Raw genomic sequence first — 22,023 nt, forward strand, 5'->3', positions numbered from 1 at the left:
CATGACCCAGGACAACCTGATCGAAGTCCGCGACCTGGCAGTGGAGTTCGTCACCGGCGAGCACCGCCAGCGGGTGGTGCAAGGCGTCAGCTTCGACATCAAGCGCGGCGAGACCCTGGCCCTGGTGGGCGAAAGCGGCTCGGGCAAATCGGTCACCGCCCACTCCATCCTGCGGCTGCTGCCCTACCCTCTGGCGCACCACCCCAGCGGCACCATCCAGTATGCCGGGCACGACCTGCTGACCCTGAAAGAAAAGACCATCCGCCATATCCGCGGCAACCGCATCGCGATGATCTTCCAGGAGCCCATGACCTCGCTGAACCCGCTGCACAGCATCGAGAAGCAGATCAACGAAGTGCTGGGCATCCACAAGGGCCTGACCGGCAAGGTCGCCACCCGGCGCACCCTGGAACTGCTGGAGCTGGTGGGCATCCCCGAACCGCACAAGCGTCTCAAGGCCCTGCCCCACGAGCTTTCCGGCGGCCAGCGGCAACGGGTGATGATCGCCATGGCCCTGGCCAACGAGCCGGAACTGCTGATCGCCGACGAGCCCACCACGGCCCTGGATGTCACCGTGCAGCTGAAGATCCTCGAGCTGCTCAAGGAACTGCAGGCGCGCCTGGGCATGGCGCTGCTGCTGATCAGCCACGACCTGAACCTGGTGCGGCGCATTGCCCACCGGGTCTGTGTCATGCAGAAGGGCTGCATCGTCGAACAGGCATCCTGCGAAGATCTGTTCCGCGCGCCGCAGCATCCCTACACCCGGGAACTGCTGGCCGCAGAACCCAGCGGCCTGCCGGCGGCCAACGAGATTGGCCCGCCGCTGCTGGAGGTTGACAACCTCAAGGTCTGGTTCCCGATCAAGAAAGGCCTGCTGCGCAGCACCGTGGATCACGTCAAGGCAGTGGACGGCATCCACTTCAGCCTCCCCCAGGGCCAGACCCTGGGCATCGTTGGTGAAAGCGGCTCGGGCAAGTCGACCCTGGGCCTGGCGATCCTGCGCCTGATTGCCAGCCAGGGCGGCATTCGCTTCGAGGGCCAGCAACTGGACAGCCTGACCCAGCAACAGGTTCGGCCGCTGCGGCGGGAAATGCAGGTGGTGTTCCAGGATCCTTTCGGCAGCCTCAGCCCGCGCATGAGCGTGAGCCAGATCGTCGGCGAGGGCCTGCGCATCCACAAGATAGGCAGTGAGCAGCAGCAGGAACAGGCCATCATCGAAGCCCTCAAGGAGGTCGGCCTGGACCCGGACACGCGGCACCGCTACCCCCATGAGTTCTCCGGCGGGCAGCGCCAGCGCATCGCCATCGCCCGGGCCCTGGTGCTCAAGCCGCGGCTGATCCTGCTGGACGAACCGACCTCGGCCCTGGACCGCACGGTGCAGCGCCAGGTGGTGGAACTGCTGCGCACACTGCAAAGCAAGTACAACCTGACCTACTTGTTCATCAGCCACGACCTGGCGGTGGTCAAGGCCCTGAGCCACCAGTTGATGGTGATCAAGCACGGCCAGGTGGTGGAACAGGGGGACGCAGGGGGCATCTTCGACGCCCCGCAACACCCTTACACACGGCAACTGCTGGAAGCCGCCTTCCTGGCTCCGGCAAGCGCCGAATAACCTGAAACAGGAGTAGCAACATATGGGTTTTCTCGCTGGGAAGCGTGTCCTGATCGTCGGTGTCGCCAGCAAGCTGTCGATCGCCTCCGGCATCGCTGCCGCCATGCATCGTGAAGGCGCCGAGCTGGCCTTCACTTATCAGAACGAAAAACTCAAGGGCCGGGTCGAGGAGTTCGCCGCAGGCTGGGGCTCCAGCGCCGAGCTGTGTTTCCCTTGCGATGTGGCCAGTGACGAGCAGATCGCCCAGGTCTTCACCGCGCTGGGTAAAAAATGGGACGGCCTGGACTGCATCGTCCACTCCGTGGGCTTCGCACCTGGCGACCAGCTCGAAGGCGACTTCACCGATGCCACCACCCGCGAGGGCTTTCGCATTGCCCACGACATCAGCGCCTACAGCTTCGTGGCCCTGGCCAAGGCCGGTCGGGAAATGATGAAGGGCCGCAACGGCAGCCTGCTGACCCTGTCCTACCTGGGCGCCGAACGCACCATGCCCAACTACAACGTGATGGGCATGGCCAAGGCCTCCCTGGAAGCCGGCGTGCGCTACCTGGCCGGCTCCCTGGGCCCGGAGGGCACCCGGGTCAACGCCGTTTCCGCCGGCCCGATCCGCACCCTGGCCGCCTCGGGGATCAAGAACTTCCGCAAGATGCTGGCGGCCAACGAAGCGCAAACCCCGCTGCGGCGCAACGTCACCATCGAAGAAGTCGGCAACGCCGGCGCCTTCCTCTGCTCGGACCTGGCCTCGGGCATCAGCGGCGAGATCATGTACGTGGACGGGGGGTTCAACACCACCGCCATGGGCAACCTCGACGAGTGATCTGCGGCGGTGGCGAGGGGGCTTGCGCCCTCGCCACCCTGCCCCTTCCTGCTCATTGGAAAGGCCAAACATGAAGCTGTGCTATCTGTTGCTCGCGCTGTTTCTAGCCGGCTGCGACAACACCCAAGATACCGCCTCGAATAAAACCCGGAGCAGCGTCGCACGCCTGCACATCTCCTTGGGCACACCGGTTGCCGAGTTCCTGGAAAAGAGCCCGGTGAGCTTTACCGCCGACTGCCTGGATGCGGTCCACCTATGTTGGTATGAGGCGGATCGTCAGGGAGCACTCCTTGACCTGAGCCTGGCCCAGCCCGAGGGCACGCTTGAACTGGATCAGGTGGCCGGGCTGCTGATTGCCGTTGATGGCAATACCTCAAACACCATCCAGGCATTGAACATCGACCTTCGCGAGCTGCCGGACAACAGCACTCACAAGGCCAACAAGGCGCTTGTCTATAACCTTCTCAGGACGTTGAAGAACGCTGGATGGCAAAAATACTACTTCCCTTCCGACCCCCGAATAGCCGCTGGCGAGTTGCACAAGCTGGACTGGAAGGAAAGCCTCCTGGGTACCCAGCCACTCAGCCACCCGCTGTTCGATGCCAACCATGAGATGAGCCTTGAGCAGTGGCTGGGCAACAACATGTTCTATGACTGGTATCTCTATCACGGCAACTACATTGCGCATGTCCGAGCCCTGCGCTACGACTCGAAAAGCGCCCCCCTGCAAAGCGCTGTCTACTTGATAAGCCTGAACCTGATGTCCCTGGACACGTTCTGGACCCGCGACTTTGCAGAGGCACAAAGAGCCCAATGGAGGACCCTGTTCCCTGCGCATTTGAAAGAACGGCTGCAACGTCGCTCAGAAGTTGAAAGCCGGGCCAGGGCGGCCGGGGTCGACATCGAGGAAAGCTATAGCCCACCGCTGATGGAGCGCGGCCAATAGCGCCCTGCCACTGACGCCCTTCCCTGCCCCGCGTCACCGGGCAGGGCTTGGCGGCAGTAACCCTCAGCGAACCCGCTTGCTCGCCTGCTTGTGCAGGTACATGGCCTTGTCGGCGTCCGCCAGCAACGCCTCGATGTCGGGATGGCGTCCGGCGTCGTATTCGATCTGGCCGACGCTGAAGCGGATGTCATAACCCCGCTTCAAGGTGGCATTGCGCTCGTCGAGAATCTCCCGCAGGCGCGCCATGATCGCCGAAGTCTCGACATGGTCGGCAGCGGTCAGCAGGGCCACGAACTCATCGCCCCCCAGGCGGCCGATCACGTCGCTCTCGCGAAAGGCGATGCGCAGCACGTCGGCGAAGGTCTTCAGGGCGCCGTCGCCTTCGGCATGGCCGTAGGTGTCATTGATCTGCTTGAAGTCGTTGAGGTCGAAGAACAGCAGGGTCGCCGGTTTTTCCAGGCGCTTGCACACCCCCAGGGCATGCCGGGCCAGGGCCTCGAATCCGCGGCGATTGGACAGCAGGGTCAGCTCGTCCATGCTGGCCATCTGCACCGCCGCCAGTTCCTGCTCGGCCATGCGCGCCAGGTCCCGTAGCAGTGCCCGATCCTCGTCGTCCAGGTCGCGGGGCTTGATGTCGATCAGGCACAGAGTGCCGAGCTTGCTGCCATTGGTCACCGTCAGCGGGCAACCGGCATAGAAGCGGATGCCCGGCGCACCCACCACCAGCGGGTTGTCGTGGAAGCGTTCGTCCAGGCCGGCGTCGGGCACGGTGAGGATCTGGTCACCGAGGATCGCGTGGCCACAGAAGGAAATGTCCCGCGAGGTTTCGCTGACGTCGAGCCCCACGCAGGACTTGAACCATTGCCGGTCGGCATCCACCAGGCTGACCAGGGCAATGGGCACGTTGAACAGACGCTTGGCCAGCCGGGTCAGGCGGTCGAAACGCTCCTCCGGGGAGGTGTCGAGCACATTCAGCTCCCGCAGGGTCTGGATTCTCAAGGCCTCATTGTTGGGTTTGCTGGGATACAACATCGCTGACTCCATTCGCGGCTAAGATTCCAAGCGTAGTCCAGAATAACGACGGCTTATCATCTAAAGCGGCGCGGCAGGAGCCAGTGGGCAGGTGGCCCTCACAACCGGGGGGCCAACAGAATCCTCCCGTAGCCAGCCACGAACACGGCAAACGCCAGGCCCGCCAGCAGCGCTGAAAGACCCAGCCCCAGGCTGCTGAACGGCACCAGCAGGACCCGGCACAGGGCCGCCAGAAACAGCAGCGCAAAGCCACCGGCCATGGCCCGCGAAGCCTGCAGGGGCCGGCCACTGTGGCCGAGGCTGACCCGCGCCACCATGCCCAGCACCAGCCCGCCCAGGCCACCCACCGCCAGGGCATGGGTCACCAGGCTCTGGGGTATCGACCAGCCCAGGTGCCAGAGGGCCATGCCCAGGGTTGCCAGGGCCAGCCACCCGTAGGCCAGGTACAGCGACCAGAGCAGCGGCACCCGCCACACCCCCGGCCGGTGCCAGCGCCACAAGCGCCAGCCTTGCAGCCCCGCCAGCAGGGCGAACAGCGGCGCCAGCCACCCGCGGGGAGCGTCACCGCCGCCCAGGGCCATGGACAACGCGGCCAGCAGGCTGCCCACCAGCAACACCCGGGTCGGCCAGGGCGATGTCGGCGCCTGGGGGGGCAGTTGCAGCCCGCGCTGGATGAAGAAGGGAATCACCCGGCCGCCGATCACCGTCATCAGGGTCGCCACCAGCCACAAGGCGCCCAGTTCGCCGCGCCGCTGCCAGCTGTCCTGGTGTTCCAACAGGCCCCACAGGGTCAGCCCCTGAAACAGCGCCAGCAGCCCCAGGACCAGGACCATGGGGTAGTTCTCGCGCTTGCCGGCGCACCACAGCTCGCGCCCGATCACCGCCGCCAGCAACGGCATGAACGCCAGTTGCACCACAACGAACAGCGGGCCCGGCAGCGGCAGCCACCAGGCCAGGCGCCCCGCCAGCCACAGCAGCCACAGCAACAGCAACGGCGTACGGCTCAGGCCCGGGCGGCCGGTCCAGTTGGCCACCGCCGTCAGCAGGAAGCCGGCAACGATCGCCACGGCAAAGCCGAAGAGCATTTCGTGACGGTGCCAGGCCAGCATCCCGGCCACCGGTTGCAGGCCCGCCAGCGCACCATGCAGCCACAGGCCCCACCCCACCAGGGCAAGGCAGGCAAAGCCGGCGCCGGCGAGGAAGAACGGGCGGAACCCCAGGCTCCAGAGGGGCTGGCCGGTCCAGCGGTGCCAGGCTTCAGGCAAAGACACAGGCAGCCCTCCCCTGGCACTGGGCCATGCGCCGCTGGGCCAGCAGGCGCATAACATAACCGATCTTCAATAGGGTCGGCCCGATCATCACCAGGCTGTGCATCAGCACCAGGGTGGCGATAGGCAAATGGCCGGAATGGACATAGGCGGCGTACACCCCCAGGCCCAGCAACAGGCTGCCCGACCACAGCAGCGCATTGGACAGGTGCAGTACATGCAGCGGCGAATCGAAGTAACGGCTCATGTCGACAACTCCTCGAACACACAATGGCATGACTGGCCCTTCACGTTTCATGCCAGCGCGCAGAGCCCATAAAACCGGGCCCCTGCCACCTCAAGAGTCTTTATGACCAGATAAAGAAGAAGTCATAAAGACCGCCAACGCAGTCAATATGACTGCATTTTTCCCCGCGGCCCTTTTTCGCCGGCAAGGGCAGACTGCCCCTCTTGAGCCAATCCCCCCTCTGCAGGAGCGAGCTTGCTCGCGATGCATCGGAAAACGCCGCGCACTTCCTGTAGACCCGCGTTATCGTTGACGCCCATCGCGAGCTCGCTCGCTCCCATACAAGGATGTCGCCGATGCCCGAAGCTTCCTCACCCGCATCCGAAAAGAGCCTGTCACGCCTGTTGCTGGAGTTGCTCTGGCAGTTGGCCGCCCTGCTCATCCCGATCTTCTTCGTCACCCTGCTGCCGCCCCCGGCGGCCCTGGGGGTGTTGCTCGGCTGCGCAGCGGCGATGACCCTGGCGGCGCGCCTGGGCTGGCCTAAAACCGCCCGCGGCCTGGCGCGGCTGATGATCAGCGCCGCGTTCGGCCTGGGCTTCAGCCTGGGCCGGGCCCTGCCGGCCTACTGGGATATCGCCGCCGCCTTCACCAGCATCTTTGCCGGGCTGGCAGCGGTCAGCCACCTGGAACGCCGCCTGGGGCTGGTGCAGCCGAGCCCCACACCGATCAGCGCCTGGGGCGGCAACGAACCGCAACAGACCCCGGAGGGCAAGCCGATCCGGGTGTTCAACCACGGCGAGATCGCCATGGGCGGGCCCACCTGTTGCGACTACCTGTTCCCCGATGGGGTGCTGCTGCAAGGGCTGGGGTCCTCGGCGCGGTTTTCCAGTGACGGGCGCTACTTCGCCGCGCCGCTGCCTTCCAGGCAACACTGGGGGCTGGCCATCCTCGACCGTGAACAGCGCCGCCTGTACCGCTGCAACCGGGAACACTTCTGGGAGCTGGATGCCTTCAGCGCTGACACCCTCAGCGGCCGCCACAGCCCGCTGGTGGACAACGGCCAGCACCAGGCCAGCCTGAACAGCCTGCTGCAGGAGGCCGAATGCGTCGAACTGGTAGCGGTAGCCGATCTCTGGCTGGAGCCGGGCCAGTGGCTGGAGGCCCTGGCTCGCCAGGATTTCGAAGAAAGCGCACCCCACGGCAGCCACCGGCTGCACGCCAGCCTGGCGCTGCCGGCCAGCCTCAGGGCCCTGGAGCAACCCCTGGAACCCCTGCGCACGCCGCCCTATCGCATAAGCATCGACGGCCAGCCCAGCGGCTTGCTGCTGCGGGCGGACGCACCCCGCATCTGGCGCGACGACGGCCGGGCCCTGGCCTGCATCGCCCACGAGCAGGCGCAGCCTGAGGCCGCGTGCTGCTGGCTGTGGCAGGCCGACAAGGGCTGGCGGGCATTGCCCGCGCCCTGGGTCGCCAGCCATGCAGAACCATCCTTCTACCCTGGCCCGCTGCTCAGCCTGGATCGCCACTGGCTGGGCTACAGCGCATACCTGGACCTGGCCGAGGCGGACCACGGGCGCTACGGCTATCGCTTGCACAGTACCCACAGCGACAGCGAAACCGGCGTCGGCCATGACCGGCAAGGCTGCCTGCAAGTGGCGCCACTGCCGCTGACCCGCACCCAGTTGCTGCAGCCCCTGGACGGCAGCGGGGCCCGGGGCGAAAGCCGGATCCAGTCCCAGCCCCTGCTGGGCGAGCAGCGCGCGCTGTTCAGCTGGCTGACGGACAACCCCCGGGGCCTGGGTGCCTACCGATGCCAGATCGGCACCTGGCAACTGCCCGGGTGCTGGTTGCTGGACCATCGGGTTTCCGATTGCCAGCGCTACCTGGCCCTGCTGCCCTGGAGCGAGACCCTGGAGCTGGCCCCCCAGGTGGTGGTGGCGGACCTGCAACAGCAGCGCCTGATCTACAGCCCGGCACTGCTGGCGGCGCGCCTGCTGGACTTTCGCCAGGGCCGCCTGAGCCTGGCCGTGCTGGTCGGGCGGCTCGACCCGGACCACGTCAGCAGCCCGCTGCAACGCTTCAACCGGCCGGCGCCCGCACCTGAACACGCCGCGGCGTTCTGCACCGAAGGCCCGGCCTCGCAGCCCTGCTATGAGCGCCAGGACTGGCTGGTGATCGATGACCAATTGCAGCCCGTGGCGCCCTGGCGCCTGGTGGATCGGCCTCAGGCCGCGGTCGCCGAGGGTGACTTTATCCAGCCTGCCCCCGATGGCCGCGACGCCGCGTGGCTGTTTGGCAGCGAAACCGAGTACGCCGACAGCTGGCTGCGGGAAACCAGCCCGCGGCTCGGCGGCCACCTGCTCACCGCCTCCGGCTGTGCAGTAGGCGATCTGGCCCCGTCGCTGATCTGGTCCACCGACGCCCGCTACCTGGCCTTGACCCGGCTCCGGCTCGGCGCCGGCGACCCGCAGCAGGGCTACCGCGCCTGGCAGTTGCTGCTGCTCGATGTGCAGGAACGCAGCCTGCGCATCGCCCCCGACTGGCTGCGCCACCGCCCGCTGTTCCAGCACTTCGATGCCCGGGGCCTGGCGCTGCAGCTGTTCGAGCGGGATTGGCAGGCGGCGGACGATCCCGATCCGGGCCGCAGCCTGGAGTGGGCACTGGAAGACCTGTTGCGCCTGCCTGCCGAACCCTTGCGTGAACACCAGGGGCTGTGGCTGAGCGCCACCGACTGGCCCCAGGCCCGGGCGTGGCAGGCGCTGCGCCGCCCGGCGCACCCGGCCTTGCGCGCCGGGGCTTGAGCCCCGGGGTCAATCGGCCTTCAGTGCCTGGGCGTCCCGCGCGCGCTGGCTGACGAAACCGGGGATCTGCTCCCCGGGCAGGGATTTGCTGTAGTACCAGCCCTGGATGGTCAGCTCGGCACTCGATTGCAGGAAATCCAGCTGCTCGCGGGTTTCCACCCCTTCCACCACCACTTTGAGCTTGAGGGTTTCGCAAAAACGCAGCAGGCCGTTCAACACCTGGGCGCCCTTGGGTTCACGCTGGGCGAGGACAAAGCTGCGGTCGATCTTGATCCCGTCCACCGGGAACTGGTGCAGGTAGCTCAGGGCGGAAAAGCCGGTGCCGAAGTCATCGATATAGACCCGGGCGCCCAGCGCATGGAGCTTGCCGATCCATTGCTGGGTCAGCAGCGCATCGCCCACCAGGGCATCCTCGGTAATCTCCACCGACACCTGGCCCTGGGCCCGGGCCAGAATCTCCAGCAGGCGCTGGCCATGTTCCCGGGAGGCCAGGGTGGCGCTGGAGATGTTGATGGTGATGGGCAGCTCGAAGCCGACCTTGCGCCACGCCAGGTGCTGGCGCACCGCCTGGGACGCCACCCAGAAATCCACCTCGGGCATCAGCTTGGCCTGGCCCAGCCACTGCAGCAGTTCCCAGGGCGACTGCACCTTGCCCTCGCGGTCACGGGCGCGGATCAGCGCTTCGCAACCGCTGCACAAGCCGCTGTCCTTGATCACCTGGGGCTGATACTCCAGGTGGAAGTCGTAGTCGCTCAACTGCTGGATACGGGCCAGTTGCAAGGACTGCTGGGCGGCCTGCTGGTAGGACGCCACCATCGGGTCCAGCTCGAACAGCCGGCCCCGCTCCTCCAGGCCATGGAAGGTGGTGTCGAAGGTTTTCAGGTAGACCTGGGCACTTTGCTCGCCCTGGCGCTGGATACTGCGCACATAGGGCATGTAGATCAGGATGCCGACCCCTAGCAGCAGCCCTTGCAGCAGCACCGCGCCCCAGTCGCCCTGGGTGCTGAGGTAGGCATTGAGCAGCACCGGCGAGGTAAAGGGCAGGCTCACCAGCGCCGGGCTCACCCACCCCAGTTGCACCACCAGCAGCGCCAGGCAGGCATTGACCATCGGCACCAGCATGAACGGTACCAGCAGGCGCGGGTTGAGGATGATCGGCACACCGAACAACAGCAGTTCGTTGACGTTGAACAGCGACAGCGCCAGGCTCGCCAAGGCCAGCAGACGCATGGAGCGGTTGCGCGAGAAACCAAGGATCGCCAGCACCAGTGCCAGGGAACCGCCAGAGCCGCCAATGAAGGCAAAGCAGCCCAGCAGGCCGCTGTTCAAGGCATAGCGCAATGGCCGGCCAGCGGCCTGATCCGCGGCGTTGAGCGTCACGGCCTGGTCCATCACATCCATCAGCGGCTGCATGGCATGGGCACCATGAATGCCAAAGAACCACAGCAGCGAATTGGTCGAGGTCAGGAAGATCGCGTTGAGGTAGGGGTTGTCCAGGTTGTCGATATCGATCGGCCGCTCGACGTAGGCAAAATCATGGAACTGCAGCAGCAGTTGCAACACGCAGACCAGCACCAAAGAGGTCACCATCCCCGGCAGCACCATGTTGATGGTGCCCTTGAGGTTGTGCCCCACCAGCCCCTCGTCCACCAGCCGGGTCCAGCGCTGGCGGTGCAGCCGGGCCATCAGCGGCACATTGATCAGGGGCGAGGCGATGGCGATGAACAGCACGAAGGTCGCCGCCGCCCGCGGGTAGTCGCGCAGCAGGTAGATGGCGATCACCACATGGGACAGGCAGAGGAAGGCCACCGGCAGTTGGGGCAGGCGGTATTTGATTGCCAGCATGTAGCCGATGGACGCCGCCACCAGCAGGGGAATGATCGAACTGATGCGGTTGTGCAGGCCGGTCAGCAGCTCCACCAATGCTGGCGGCGCACCCAACGCCTGGGCGCACTGGCCGAGGATCAGCAGCAGCGCCGAGACCAGCAGGCATGGCAGCAGCCACAACAGGCCTTCGCGGATCGAGCGTAATGACTCGGCACCCGCCAGGAGTGCCAGACGATGGGTGAAAAACAGCTTGAACCCCACGTTTCGCATAAGCCCCGCCCCTTTGCCGCTGCGCGTCCGATACCCCCCGGACGTTGCCGCCCGCCCCATGGATACGCAATGCAGCGCCAGGCCATGACAAGCGAATACCGGCGAAGATACCACTGAAGAAACCCCATTCAGCAAGCACTGAATGGCCCCGATCCCAGTCTTTTATCGTCCTGTTCACGCCAGGCTTGACTGCCTGCGCGGCCACCCGCTCAAGCACGGTCGATTGCGCCAGGGCGCGGCGATATCGTTTGCAGGGGTCGATGGCTTTTGCTTTAATCGCGATCAATTCCCATTTACAACCAGAACGCCAGCGGACACGCCTCCTTGCCCTCCACGCCTCTCGCCAGCCCGGACTCGGTCCACAGCCTTTACGACGCCCATCACCGCTGGCTCTACGAGTTGTTGCGCCGGCGCCTGAATCACGCCTGGGACGCCGCCGACCTGGCCCACGACATCTTTGTCCGGGTGCTCAAGCGCCCGCCGGTGCTGCTTGACGAGGTCCACCAGCGTTCCTACCTGGCCACCGTGGCCCGGGGCTTGTGCATCGACCACTGGCGGCGCCGGCAACTGGAGCAGGCCTGGCTGCAGGCGCTGGCTGCACGCCCGCAGGCGGTGCAACCCTCGGCGGAGCAGCAGGCAATCATTGTCGAGACCCTGTACGAAGTGGACGCCATGCTCAGCCGCCTGCCGGCCAAGGTGCGCTCGGCCTTCATCCTCGCTCAACTGCACGGCCGGCCCTACCAGGCCATCGCCGATGAGCTGAGGGTATCGGAGCGCATGGTGAAGAAGTACCTGGCCCAGGCCCTGCTGCATTGCGCGCTGCTGGAGGCCGAACTCGACGGCCTGCTGGTGGACTGAACCATGGACCCTCGACCCGGCGGCCGGCTCAGCCACGCCTGCCTGCAACAGGCCGCGCACTGGTACGTGCAACTGCAGGACCAGGGCAGCAGCGACGAACAGCGTCGCCAGTGGCGGGACTGGTTCGAGCAGAGCGCGGAACACCGCCAGGCCTGGAGCTATGTCGAGCGGGTCAGCCAGCGCCTGCTGCCATTGCAGGAGGCCAACACCCGCCCATCCGCCAGCCGCGCCCTGAGCGCCGCCCGACGTCCGGCCCTGGCACGGCGCCAGGTGCTCGGTGCACTGCTGCTGGCTGGCCTGGGCTGGGGCACCTGGCGCAACAGCCCGCTGCCCCAGGCCCTGAGCCGCTGGCGTGCCGACTACGCCACCGGCACCGGGGAAGTCCGCGACACGCTGCTCAGCGACGGTACGCGCCTGTGGCTCAATGCCCTGAGCGCGGTGGATGTGCGCTACAGCACCGAGCAGCGGCTGCTGGCGTTGCACCTGGGGGAAATCCTCATCGACACCGCCAAGGACCCGCGCCGGCCATTCCTGGTGCAGACCGAACACGGCCGCCTGCATGCCCTGGGCACGCGCTTCAGCGTGCGCTGCGGCGCCAGCGACAGCCTGCTCAACGTCTACGCCGGCGCGGTGGAGGTACGCAGCGCCAGTGGCTTGCAGGTGCAGGTGGTGAATGCCGGCCAGCAGCTACGCTTCGATGGCCGCACCCTGGGGCCGCTGCAGGCCGCCAGTGCCGCCCGCGAAGCCTGGAGCCACGGCCTGCTGCTGGCCGACAACCTGCCCCTGGAGCAACTTCTGGAGGAACTGGGGCGCTATCGCAACGGCCACCTGGGTTGCGACCCGGCCATCGCCCAACTGCCGGTGATGGGCTCTTTCCCCTTGCACGACTCCGACCAGGCCCTGGCCCTGCTGGAAGCGGCGTTGCCGGTGCGGGTCAAGCGCCTGGCGTCCTGGTGGGTGATCCTGGAGCCACGTACCTGAAGCCGGAAAACTTTTTTCACCTGGCAGGTTCCCTTTTTCCGACGCCCTTCGGTTAACCCGGTAACAGTCCTCACATTGCCGACCCACAAGGGAACCCCATGCCATCACCCCGTCGTTCGCGCCTGCCCTTTCATACCCTGCCCCTGTGCACCGCACTGCTGTGCGGCGCCGCGCCCTGGGCCCACGCTGCTGCCGATGCGGGCCAGAACCAGCCCCAGGCTGAACGGCGCAGCTACAGCATCGGCCCCGGGCCGCTGGTCACGGTGCTCAACCGCTTCGCCGAGCAGAGCGCGGTGTTCATTGCCGGGCACAACGACCTGGCCGTCGGCAAGCAGAGCCCCGGCCTGAACGGCCGCTACAGCGTCGCAGAGGCTCTGCAACTGCTGCTGACGAACTCCGGGCTGCAAGCCCAGGCGGTCAGCGGCGGCTATGTGCTCAAGGCACTTCCCGCCACCAGCGGCCCGCTGCAACTGGGCACCACGCAGATTTCCGCCCAGGGCCTGGGCAGCGTCACCGAAGGCAGCCAGAGCTACACCACCGGGGCCAGCGCCTCGGCCACCGGCCTCAACCTGTCGCTGCGCGAAACCCCGCAAACGGTGACGGTGATCACCCGCCAACAGATGGACGACCAGGGCGCCACCAGCATCGCCGACACCCTGCGCCGGGCCCCCGGGGTCAGCGTGCAGAACTACGACAGCGAGCGCTGGGAGTTCTCCAGCCGCGGCTTGCCCATCACCAATTTCCAGTACGACGGGGTCAACGCCACCTACGACGGGGTCTACGACTACGGCACCACCAGCACCGACATGGCGACCTTCGACCGGGTGGAAATCATCAAGGGCGCCACCGGCCTGATGACCGGCTCCGGTGACCCGTCGGCCACCGTCAACCTGATCCGCAAGCGGCCGACCAAAGAGTTCAAGGCCTCGGTCACCGGCACCGTCGGTTCCTGGGACAACTACCGCAGCGAAGGCGATATCTCTGGGCCCCTGACCGAAAGCGGCAACCTGCGCGGACGCTTTGTCGGGGTCTATCAGGATCGCAGCTCGTACCTGGATCACTACCAGAACACCAAGGACATCGCCTACGGCATTCTCGAAGCCGACCTGACCCCGGACACCCTGCTGACCTTCGGCCTGGACCAGCAGAACACCCGTTCCCGAGGCGCCACCTGGACCGGCTTCCCGATGTACTTCAGCGACGGCTCGCGCACCCGCTTCTCCCGCTCGTTCAACCCGGCCACCGACTGGAGCCGCCGCGACTTCAAGAACCAGACCCTGTTCACCTCCCTGGAACAGCAACTGGCCAATGACTGGACCCTGAAGGTCAGCTACGACCACCTGCGCCGCCAGCACGACACCCTGCTGGGCTCGGCCAGCGGCGGCAACCCGGACCAGGCCAGCGGCGACGGCATGTTCATGTACATGGGCAAGTTCAAGGGCGACCAGCGCCAGGACAACCTCGACATCAACCTGCACGGCCCCTTCAGCCTGTTCGGCCGCGAGCACGAGCTGATCGCCGGCTTCATGCTGATGAACGCCAGACAGGACATCCCGGTCCACGGTTCGGTGTACCCGCCAGTGGGCGGCAGCATCTACGACTGGCGCGGCGAGTTCGCCAAGCCGGACATCCCGAAGATCGGCGACAACGACATCCTCCAGCGCCAGACCGGCGCCTACCTGGCCACCCGCCTCAAGCCCACCGACGACCTGGCGGTGATCCTCGGCACCCGGGTCAGCGACTTCAAGGGCATCGACAACACCCGCTACCTCGACCCCAACAGCCCCGACGCACGCCAGCGCTACCAGCAGACCGGCGTGGTCACCCCCTATGCCGGGCTGGTCTACGACCTCAACGACAGCTACTCGCTGTACACCAGCTACACCAGCATCTACCAGCCGCAGATGAGCAAGGACGTCGACGGCAAGATCCTCGACCCGGTGCAGGGCGACAGCTACGAAGCCGGGATCAAGGCCGAGTACCTGGATGGCCGGGTCAACGCCAGCTTCGCGGTGTTCCACACCGAGCAGGACAACGTCGCGCAACTGGTGGACGGCTGGGGCATCGACGCCATCTACCGCCCGACCAAAGGCGCGACCACCAAGGGTTTCGAGGTGGAGGTGGCTGGCGAGCTTAGCGAAGGCTGGAACCTGTCGGCCGGCTACAGCTACAACCACACCCGCGACGCCAATCACGACTACGTCTACGGCTCGGTGCTGCAGAGCACCGAACCGCAGCAGGTGGCGCGGCTGTTCAGCACCTACCGCCTGCCCGGCGCCTGGGACCGCCTGACGGTGGGCGGCGGGGTCAACTGGCAGAGCCAGTTCTTCGGCAAGGTGTACCAGCCCGACCCGAGCGATACGGTCAATGGCGGGCATGACTCGCGCATCACCCAGGACGGCTACTTCCTGGTGGATGCCATGGCCCGCTACCAGTTCAGCCAGCACCTGAGCTCGACCCTGAACGTGAAGAACCTCTTCGACAAGAAGTACTACACCGGTATCGGCAACTTCAGCACCGGCTTCTACGGCGAGCCGCGCAGCCTGCAACTGGCCACCCGCTGGGACTTCTAGCCCCGCGCCGATCCACGGTAGCCCGCTCCGGCTGCGGGTTGACTACGCTTGTGCGAGCGTGCTCAACCCGCAGAGGAGCGCCCCCATGCAACGCATCCAGACCATCACCCCGTGCCTGTGGTTCGACCATCAGGCCCACGAGGCCGCACAGTTCTACTGCTCGATCTTCGAGCACTCGCGCATCACCCACGTCAGCCACTACGGCAAGGCCGGCTTCGAGTTCCATGGCCGCGCCGAAGGCTCGGTGATGAACGTGGCGTTCGAGCTTGACGGCCAGGGCTTCAGTGCCCTCAACGGCGGCCCGGCGTTCACCTTCAACGAAGCGGTGTCGCTGCAAGTGCACTGCCGCACCCAGGCCGAACTCGACCACTACTGGAATGCCCTGGGGTTTGGCGGCCCGAAACAGGCCCAGCAATGCGGCTGGCTCAAGGACCGCTTCGGGCTGTCCTGGCAGATCGTGCCGCAGACGCTCGCGCAGATGATGTGCGACCCCGACCCGGCCCGTTCCGAGCGAGTGATGCAGGCCCTGCTGGGGATGAAAAAACTCGATATCGCGACGCTGCAACGCGCCTTCGACGCGCGAAGCTAATACACTCGTGGCCGGTCCTTGAGCGATGGATATGGCCTTGACGAAAACCGCCCCGCCCTCTGCAGACGCCCCCCTCTTCTGGCGCGATGCGGCCCTGCCCTTCATCGAGGCCCGCTCCATCGCCGACGGGCGCAAGGTCTGCTATTGCGCTCATGCCCATGAGCAGTTCTCCATCGGCTGCATCACCGCAGGTGTCAGTACCTACGTCAGCGAGCAGACGCAAAGGCAGGTGGGCGCCGGCACCGTGGTGCTGATGAACCCCGGGGTGGTCCACGCCTGCAACCCCATCGACGACCAGCCCTGGTCGTACCGCATGCTGTACGTCGACACGCCCTGGCTGACCCGCCTGCAACGTGAACTGGGCGTGAGCCCCGAGTTGCAGTTCCAGCCCTTCGAAGAAACCAGCAGCGACGACCCGCAACTCTTCGCCGACCTCGAGCAGCTGTACCACGCCCTCGTGGACCCACAGGCCGAGACGCTGCACAAGCACAGCTGCGTGGTGGCGTTCTTCAGCGAGCTGCAACAGCGCCTGAACCCAGCCAAGACCCCGCCCCGGGAGAACAACCACAAGCTTGAGCGGGCCGCGCAGTTCATCCGCCAGCACTGTACCGAGCCCCTGGACCTGGAACAGATCTGCCAGGCTGCGCAGCTTTCGGCCTCCTACCTGATCCGCGCCTTCAAGCAGCAGTACGGCATGGCGCCCCATGCCTACCTGGTCAACCGGCGGGTGCAGTTCGCCCAGGCCCGCCTACGCCAGGGCGTGCCGATCGCCGAGGTGGCGCAGGCCGCGGGCTTCGCCGATCAGGCGCACTTGCAGCGCGCGTTCAAGCAGCATCTGGGGGCCACCCCGGGCCAGTACCAGGGGCCGCGACGGGCCAGGCGCGGCGAACCCCAGGCCCACTGACGCCCAGTTGCATTCAAAGCAGCAGGCAGGCCGCGCTGATTGCCAGCAAGGCGGCCATGGCCCGGTTGAACAGGCGCATGCCCGCCGGGTTGCCCAGGTAATGGCGCAAAAAACTGCCGGCATAGGCCCAACAGGCCACCGACAGGTAGCAGATGACTAGGTACACCGCCGCGAACAGCCACACCAGCCGCGCCTCGCCATCGGCGGCGAAGGCCCCCATGCCGGCCACGCAAGCCAGCCAGGCCTTGGGGTTGAGCCACTGCATCAGGGCGCCATACCAGGCCGACGGCGCCCGAGGCTGGCCCTCGGTATCCAGCCGGCCATCGTCCCGGGCCAGCTTCCAGGCCATGTACAGCAGGAAGGCCACGCCGGACAGGCGGATGCCCTGGGTCAGGGCCGGCCACTGGCGCAGCAGTTCGTGCAGCCCCAGGCCGACCAGCACCAGCAACAGGACAAACCCCAGGGTGGCCCCGGCCACATGGCGCAGGCTGGCCCGGAAGCCGAACCGCGCACCGCTGCCCAGGGCGACGATGTTCACCGGCCCCGGGGTAATGGAGGCCGCCAGGGCAAAGGCCGCCATGGAAAACACTACGCTCATCACTTGCCTCTTTGTCTCTGTGGGTTGGAGCCGCACAGACTACGAGGCCGGGGTGAGGCGGTATTGAACAAAACTACCCTGCCGGTGACGGGCTGTCGTGACACCGCGCAGGCCGCGACGAACTTGTGGATCGCGCCCGGCAATCAACTATTGAATCGGGTCACCAGTGCATTGAGTTCATGGGCGGTGGACTCAAGGTCGCCACCAATGCTGCAGGAGTGCACGGCAATATCGGCATTCTGGTCCGAGACCCGGGCGATATTGCTGATCTGCTCGGAGATTTCCTCGGCCACATGGGCCTGCTGCTCCGACGCCGCGGCCATCTGCTGGCTCATCTGGTGAATGCGCTCCACCGCCGAGTTGATGCCGTCCAGCGCCTGCTGGGTGCTGACTACCTGGGTCACCCCGGAGCGCGCCTCCACGCTGCCCTGGCGCGCCACTTCCACGGCCTGGCCCGCCACCTGCTGCAGGCTCTGGATGATGCGCTGGATGCTCTGGGTCGATTCCCGGGTCTTCGACGCCAGGGCCCGCACCTCATCGGCGACCACGGCGAACCCCCGGCCCTGCTCGCCGGCCCTCGCCGCCTCGATGGCTGCGTTCAAGGCCAGCAGGTTGGTCTGCTCAGCGATCGAATGGATCATGTTCGCCGCCACCTGGATCGACTGGGTTTCCTGCGCCAGGCCTTCCACCGACTGGCTAATCGCATCCACCGTATCCGCCAGTTTCTCGATCACCACCCGGGAACGGCGCGCCTCCTGGGAGCCCACCTGGGTCAGCTCGTTGACCTGGTCGGCCGCGGCGGCGGTGTCATGGATGTGCACTGAAACCTCGGCGATCGACGAAGCCATCTGGTTCATCGCCGTGGCCGCCATGTCGGCTTCGTCGCGCTGCTTGCCCAGGGCCGACTCGGCCTGGCGCGACAGGTTCTGGCTGGTGGAAGCCAGTGACGCCGCCTGGTTGGCGTAGTCCCCCAGGCGGCTGAGGGCGGTACGGATCTTCGCCGCCTCGCTGATCAGGATCATCTGCAGGCGTGCCACCGGGCCTCGCTCATCGGTATAGGTGCGGGCAATCAGCTCGCTGTCGAAACTGCCCAGGGACACCGCGCTGATGCGCCCCAGCAACTGCCCGGTGCGGTAGGCGCCGTGGGCCTGCACGGCAAAGAGCCCGAGCAGCGCCACTCCCAGCCCGGCCCAGGGCCCGGCCAGCCAGCCGGCCATGGCGCTGGCCAGTACCGCCAGCAGCGGCGGCAGCACAAACACCCCGGCGCCCAGCAGCCGATGGCGCCAGGGCGTGGCCAGGCGGGTGCTGCGCAGGTGCGAGTACAGGGCGGCGGCGCGCTCCACCTGCTGGCGCTCGGGCTTGACCCGCACCGATTCGTAGCCGGCAATCACGCCCTGGCTGAATATCGGTGTGACATAGGCGTTGACCCAGTAATGATCACCGTTCTGGCAACGGTTCTTGACGATACCCATCCAGCTCTTGCCGTCCTTGAGGTAGGACCACATATGGCCGAACACCGCTTCGGGCATGTCCGGATGGCGCACGATGTTGTGCGGGCTGCCAATCAGCTGTTCGCGGCTGAAACCGCTGACCGCAACGAACTCGTCATTGCAGTAAGTGATCTTGCCATGGGTATCGGTGGCGGAAATAAGCCGTTGTTCGGCAGGAAACACCCGCTCACGCTGAGTCACCGGGAGATTGTTTTTCATTTGAAAAACCTCGCAGGAAGTCTGGTAATTGCTCGTCATGATCAAACAGCAACTGGCGCATCCTGCGATTACCCGAAGACTTCTTCTGCGTACCTGCAGAACTTTCCCGAGCCTGATGAGCAATCCACTACAACAACTGCCCAGCGCCCGACCGAATCGAGTTTAGATAGCACTTTTAATCGCGCTATTGCCTCCAGGGAAATAACTTCCCTGGCAACGGAACTAGATTCAACACTCTTGACCTGGATCAATACTTAGCCTGGCAAGCAATGCCCCGGCCGCCCCTGGTTGAGAACCGATGGCCCATCACCTACCTTCTCCAGGCCCCTAAGCCATAGAGCCGCGCCAATGCCTGCCTCCTGCCAAGAAACTACCCGCCTGCTACTGCGCGCCCCGACCCTGGACGACCTGCCCCAGGCCTGTGCCATCCATGGCGACCCGCAGACCAACCGCTTCAACCCCAACGGCCCGATCAACGCTGCCGCCTGCGCCGACAAGCTGCACGGCTGGATCGAACACTGGCAGCAGCACGGTTTCGGCTACTGGGCCATCGCCCTGCGCAGCGACCCGCAACGGCTGATCGGCTTCGGCGGGATCATGCAGGGCTTCTTCGGCCACGAGCCGGGGCTGAACCTGTACTTTCGCTTGCGCCCCGAGGCCTGGGGCCAGGGCTATGCCGCGGAAATGGCCCGGGCCGCCCTGCACCTGGCCTTCAGCGAACTGCATGCACCGCGGGTCACCGGCCTGGTGCGCCCCGACAACCTGCCCTCGCGGCGCGCCCTGGAGCGCCTGGGGCTGAGCCTGGACGGCGAACTGGATGATTTTCCCGGCCAGGCGCCGAGCCTGCTGTACCGCATCAGCGCGCCGGACAACCCAGGCCCGGGCTGACCCTCAGGGCAGGCACCCTGGCAGCCTGCGCGGCGGACTCAACGGATTCGAGGATTGACAAAGCGGTCGCCGGCTTTTAAAACTGGGCGCCTGATTCTTGAGCCTGCAGCGACCATGTCCCCAGCCACGCCCTTCATCCTTCGCACCATTGGCCTGTCGGCCAAGGTCGAGGCGCGCGTGGCCTGCAGCTCTAAATCGAAGAAACAGTCGCTCATGTGACCGGGGCGCTGTGTCCCGTCAGATGAGCTGACAGGACCTCAAGCGCTACGGACACCCTCCCCCTGCTTACCGCCCTTCTACTCTTCTGACGACGACCCGACGGTCAACCATCAGGAGAACACGCATGTCATCGTTTCAAGGTATCTGGGTCCCTATCGTCACCCCTTTCATCGACGGCGCCGTCGATTTCGCCGCCCTGGGGCGCTTGACCACTCACCTGCTGGAAAGCGGCGTAGCCGGGCTGGTGGTTTGCGGCACTACCGGCGAGGCCGCGGCCCTGGACAAGGACGAGCAGTTGGCGGTGCTCGATGCGGTGCTGGAGCGAGCCCCCGCCGGGAAGGTGATCATGGGGCTGGCGGGCAATAACCTGAAGTCGCTGCTGAGCCTGCAGGAACAGATCCTCGAGCGTGCGGTGGCCGCCTTGCTGGTGCCCGCGCCCTACTACATCCGGCCGTCGCAAGCAGCCCTGGAGAGCTTCTTCGCCACCGTGGCCGACGCCTCCAGCGTGCCGCTGATTGTCTACGACATTCCCTACCGCACCGGGGTGAGCCTGGACACCGCTACTTTGCTGAACATCGTGGCCCATCCACGGATCGCGGCGGTCAAGGACTGTGGCGGCAACCTGGAAAAGACCCTGGCGCTACTGGCCTGCGGGCAGATCGAAGTGCTGTGCGGCGAGGACCTGCAACTGTTCAACGCCTTGTGCCTGGGCGCCCATGGTGCCATTGCGGCCTCGGCGCATATCCACCCGCAACGGTTCGTCGCCTTGCTGCAACAGGTCCGGGCACAGCAACTGGACGCGGCCCGGAGCACCTTCATGCAACTGGTGCCGCTGATCAAGGCGCTGTTCGCCGAACCCAACCCGGCGCCGGTCAAGGCACTGCTGGCCCACCAGGGGTTGATCGGAACGCAGTTGCGAGCACCGATGCACGATTGCAGCGCCGCCCTGCAAACCCTGCTCCGCACCCTGTAGGAGCGGGCTTGCCGGCGAAGAGGCCGCCACGGCTTGCACCCGCCCCAGGTAGGCTTTCGCGGGCAAGCCAGCTCCTACAGCGATGCGACATCGGTGGGGTTCTTGCAGGTGCCTTCAGCGGATGGGCGGAATGCGGATCTGCCCGGCACGGCACTGGTTCTTCACGCCTTTGCCGCAGGCGCCGAACTCCAGGTCCTTGGTCAGGCAAACACGAACCTCGGACAGCTCGGGGCCGCTGCACAGAATGGCGATGCCGTTCTCGGCGATCCCCGGGTTGCTCTGGCGAAACTGCTGGGCAATCTGGCTGGCCTCGAAATAGCGCACCGTGGTCGAAGGCTGCAGCGCCTCGGGAATCTGTACCCTGGCCAGGGCCTTGTCCGCGGCATCCAGGTACCCCATGGCCCCCAGGCCGCTGCAGGTGCCGTGCTTGCTCCATTCATGGTTCATCAGCTTGGCGGTGGGAAACAGGGTCAGGCCCTTGGCCCGCTCCTGGGCATTGAGCTGGGTCAGGGGTGGGCAGGACTCGGGCCAGCCACCCTTGGCGTATTGCGGCCACAGGCCGTGCAGGACAAAACCGTAGCCCTTGCCGGTGCACTGCTCGTTTTCCGGGTGCATCAGGCAGAAGGTCGGCGACCAGGACAGGGTCAGCAGGTAGTAGTCGAAGGTACCCGCCACCGAATCGCGCTGCTGCTTGGGCTGACGTGCGTCGCTGATGCCCACCATCCCCAGGGTCAGCACCAGGGCTGCCATCAGGGTAAAAAACTTTCTCATCGTGACCTTCTCCTTGGGAAAGCGCATCGTCCTGGCCCCGCCATCGGGGTGGAACGGATTGAAAACAACCTGATCTTTCTGGCAGGCCGGCGTTGCCGGAACATGACAGCAATTGCCCGGTGTCCCGCAGAAGCCGGTCAGGCAGCGGCCCGGAGAATACC

18 protein-coding genes and 1 pseudogene are annotated in these 22,023 nt (G+C 66.0%); 11 read left to right on the forward strand and 8 right to left on the reverse strand.

The genetic code is table 11. The features are described 5' to 3' along the window. Position 1 precedes the first annotated feature (1 nt). The 3 genes from PFLCHA0_RS16630 to PFLCHA0_RS16640 all read left to right on the forward strand — a co-directional run bounded on the left by PFLCHA0_RS16630 (position 2) and on the right by PFLCHA0_RS16640 (position 3,375). Positions 2 to 1,612: an ABC transporter ATP-binding protein gene (locus tag PFLCHA0_RS16630; protein ID WP_015635822.1), complete on the forward strand. Its 1,611-nt coding sequence runs from the start codon at positions 2 to 4 to the stop codon at positions 1,610 to 1,612. Between the two features lie 22 nt (positions 1,613 to 1,634). Further along, positions 1,635 to 2,429 (forward strand): enoyl-ACP reductase FabI, encoded by a 795-nt coding sequence (fabI, locus tag PFLCHA0_RS16635; RefSeq protein ID WP_015635823.1) that lies wholly within the window; start codon positions 1,635 to 1,637, stop codon positions 2,427 to 2,429. A gap of 70 nt (positions 2,430 to 2,499) precedes the next feature. Next, a complete protein-coding gene (locus PFLCHA0_RS16640; RefSeq protein ID WP_015635824.1) occupies positions 2,500 to 3,375 on the forward strand; it encodes a lipoprotein in 876 nt (291 codons plus the stop codon). A gap of 63 nt (positions 3,376 to 3,438) precedes the next feature. Here PFLCHA0_RS16640 and PFLCHA0_RS16645 read toward each other — a convergent pair whose 3' ends face one another. The 3 genes from PFLCHA0_RS16645 to PFLCHA0_RS16655 all read right to left on the reverse strand — a co-directional run bounded on the left by PFLCHA0_RS16645 (position 3,439) and on the right by PFLCHA0_RS16655 (position 5,922). Beyond that, positions 3,439 to 4,407, reverse strand: coding sequence for a GGDEF domain-containing protein (locus PFLCHA0_RS16645; protein ID WP_015635825.1), 969 nt, complete (start codon positions 4,405 to 4,407; stop codon positions 3,439 to 3,441). Positions 4,408 to 4,505: 98 nt separating this feature from the next. Then, on the reverse strand, positions 4,506 to 5,678 hold the full coding sequence (locus tag PFLCHA0_RS16650) for an NnrS family protein (RefSeq protein ID WP_041752290.1): 1,173 nt from the start codon (positions 5,676 to 5,678) through the stop codon (positions 4,506 to 4,508). Beyond that, positions 5,665 to 5,922 carry a hypothetical protein gene (locus PFLCHA0_RS16655; protein WP_011061592.1) on the reverse strand — a complete coding sequence of 86 codons (258 nt, stop codon included), beginning with the start codon at positions 5,920 to 5,922 and terminating at the stop codon, positions 5,665 to 5,667. Before PFLCHA0_RS16655 ends, PFLCHA0_RS16650 begins: the two co-directional genes overlap by 14 nt. 335 nt (positions 5,923 to 6,257) lie before the next feature. Here PFLCHA0_RS16655 and PFLCHA0_RS16660 point away from each other — a divergent pair, with 335 nt between their 5' ends. Next, entirely contained in the window at positions 6,258 to 8,702 is a 2,445-nt protein-coding gene (locus tag PFLCHA0_RS16660; protein ID WP_015635827.1) for a hypothetical protein, read from the forward strand. A 9-nt stretch (positions 8,703 to 8,711) separates the two neighbouring features. Here the strand turns inward: PFLCHA0_RS16660 and PFLCHA0_RS16665 are convergent, their stop codons facing one another. Continuing rightward, positions 8,712 to 10,799, reverse strand: a complete 2,088-nt coding sequence (locus PFLCHA0_RS16665) for an EAL domain-containing protein (protein WP_015635828.1) — start codon at positions 10,797 to 10,799, stop codon at positions 8,712 to 8,714. A gap of 324 nt (positions 10,800 to 11,123) precedes the next feature. Between PFLCHA0_RS16665 and PFLCHA0_RS16670 the strand changes: the two genes are divergently transcribed. The 5 genes from PFLCHA0_RS16670 to PFLCHA0_RS16690 all read left to right on the forward strand — a co-directional run bounded on the left by PFLCHA0_RS16670 (position 11,124) and on the right by PFLCHA0_RS16690 (position 16,704). Continuing rightward, positions 11,124 to 11,657 (forward strand): sigma-70 family RNA polymerase sigma factor, encoded by a 534-nt coding sequence (locus tag PFLCHA0_RS16670; protein ID WP_015635829.1) that lies wholly within the window; start codon positions 11,124 to 11,126, stop codon positions 11,655 to 11,657. A gap of 3 nt (positions 11,658 to 11,660) precedes the next feature. After that, complete coding sequence (locus PFLCHA0_RS16675; protein ID WP_015635830.1) at positions 11,661 to 12,638, forward strand: FecR domain-containing protein; 978 nt, start codon at positions 11,661 to 11,663, stop codon at positions 12,636 to 12,638. A 98-nt stretch (positions 12,639 to 12,736) separates the two neighbouring features. Next, positions 12,737 to 15,211, forward strand: a complete 2,475-nt coding sequence (locus tag PFLCHA0_RS16680) for a TonB-dependent siderophore receptor (protein WP_015635831.1) — start codon at positions 12,737 to 12,739, stop codon at positions 15,209 to 15,211. 85 nt (positions 15,212 to 15,296) lie between these two features. Beyond that, positions 15,297 to 15,800: a VOC family protein gene (locus PFLCHA0_RS16685; protein WP_015635832.1), complete on the forward strand. Its 504-nt coding sequence runs from the start codon at positions 15,297 to 15,299 to the stop codon at positions 15,798 to 15,800. Between the two features lie 25 nt (positions 15,801 to 15,825). Then, positions 15,826 to 16,704 carry an AraC family transcriptional regulator gene (locus tag PFLCHA0_RS16690; protein ID WP_015635833.1) on the forward strand — a complete coding sequence of 293 codons (879 nt, stop codon included), beginning with the start codon at positions 15,826 to 15,828 and terminating at the stop codon, positions 16,702 to 16,704. Positions 16,705 to 16,717: 13 nt separating this feature from the next. On the opposite strand, the gene PFLCHA0_RS16695 is transcribed toward PFLCHA0_RS16690, so the two are convergent. From PFLCHA0_RS16695 to PFLCHA0_RS32345, 3 genes and pseudogenes are all read right to left on the reverse strand, one after another. Continuing rightward, positions 16,718 to 17,302: a LysE family translocator gene (locus PFLCHA0_RS16695; protein WP_015635834.1), complete on the reverse strand. Its 585-nt coding sequence runs from the start codon at positions 17,300 to 17,302 to the stop codon at positions 16,718 to 16,720. A gap of 143 nt (positions 17,303 to 17,445) precedes the next feature. Continuing rightward, positions 17,446 to 18,519 carry a methyl-accepting chemotaxis protein gene (locus tag PFLCHA0_RS16700; protein ID WP_410919058.1) on the reverse strand — a complete coding sequence of 358 codons (1,074 nt, stop codon included), beginning with the start codon at positions 18,517 to 18,519 and terminating at the stop codon, positions 17,446 to 17,448. A 168-nt stretch (positions 18,520 to 18,687) separates the two neighbouring features. Continuing rightward, positions 18,688 to 19,050, reverse strand: a pseudogene (locus PFLCHA0_RS32345) (PAS domain-containing protein); the annotation flags it as partial. Between the two features lie 309 nt (positions 19,051 to 19,359). On the opposite strand from PFLCHA0_RS32345, the gene PFLCHA0_RS16705 reads away from it, so the two are divergent. After that, positions 19,360 to 19,899: a GNAT family N-acetyltransferase gene (locus PFLCHA0_RS16705; RefSeq protein ID WP_015635836.1), complete on the forward strand. Its 540-nt coding sequence runs from the start codon at positions 19,360 to 19,362 to the stop codon at positions 19,897 to 19,899. Positions 19,900 to 20,242: 343 nt separating this feature from the next. Beyond that, positions 20,243 to 21,091, forward strand: a complete 849-nt coding sequence (gene dapA, locus PFLCHA0_RS16710) for a 4-hydroxy-tetrahydrodipicolinate synthase (protein ID WP_011061603.1) — start codon at positions 20,243 to 20,245, stop codon at positions 21,089 to 21,091. Between the two features lie 114 nt (positions 21,092 to 21,205). Here the strand turns inward: dapA and PFLCHA0_RS16715 are convergent, their stop codons facing one another. Further along, positions 21,206 to 21,862 carry a ribonuclease T2 family protein gene (locus tag PFLCHA0_RS16715; protein WP_011061604.1) on the reverse strand — a complete coding sequence of 219 codons (657 nt, stop codon included), beginning with the start codon at positions 21,860 to 21,862 and terminating at the stop codon, positions 21,206 to 21,208. Positions 21,863 to 22,023 lie beyond the last annotated feature (161 nt).

The organism is Pseudomonas protegens CHA0 (assembly GCF_000397205.1).
Taxonomy (GTDB): Bacteria; Pseudomonadota; Gammaproteobacteria; order Pseudomonadales; family Pseudomonadaceae; genus Aquipseudomonas; species Aquipseudomonas protegens.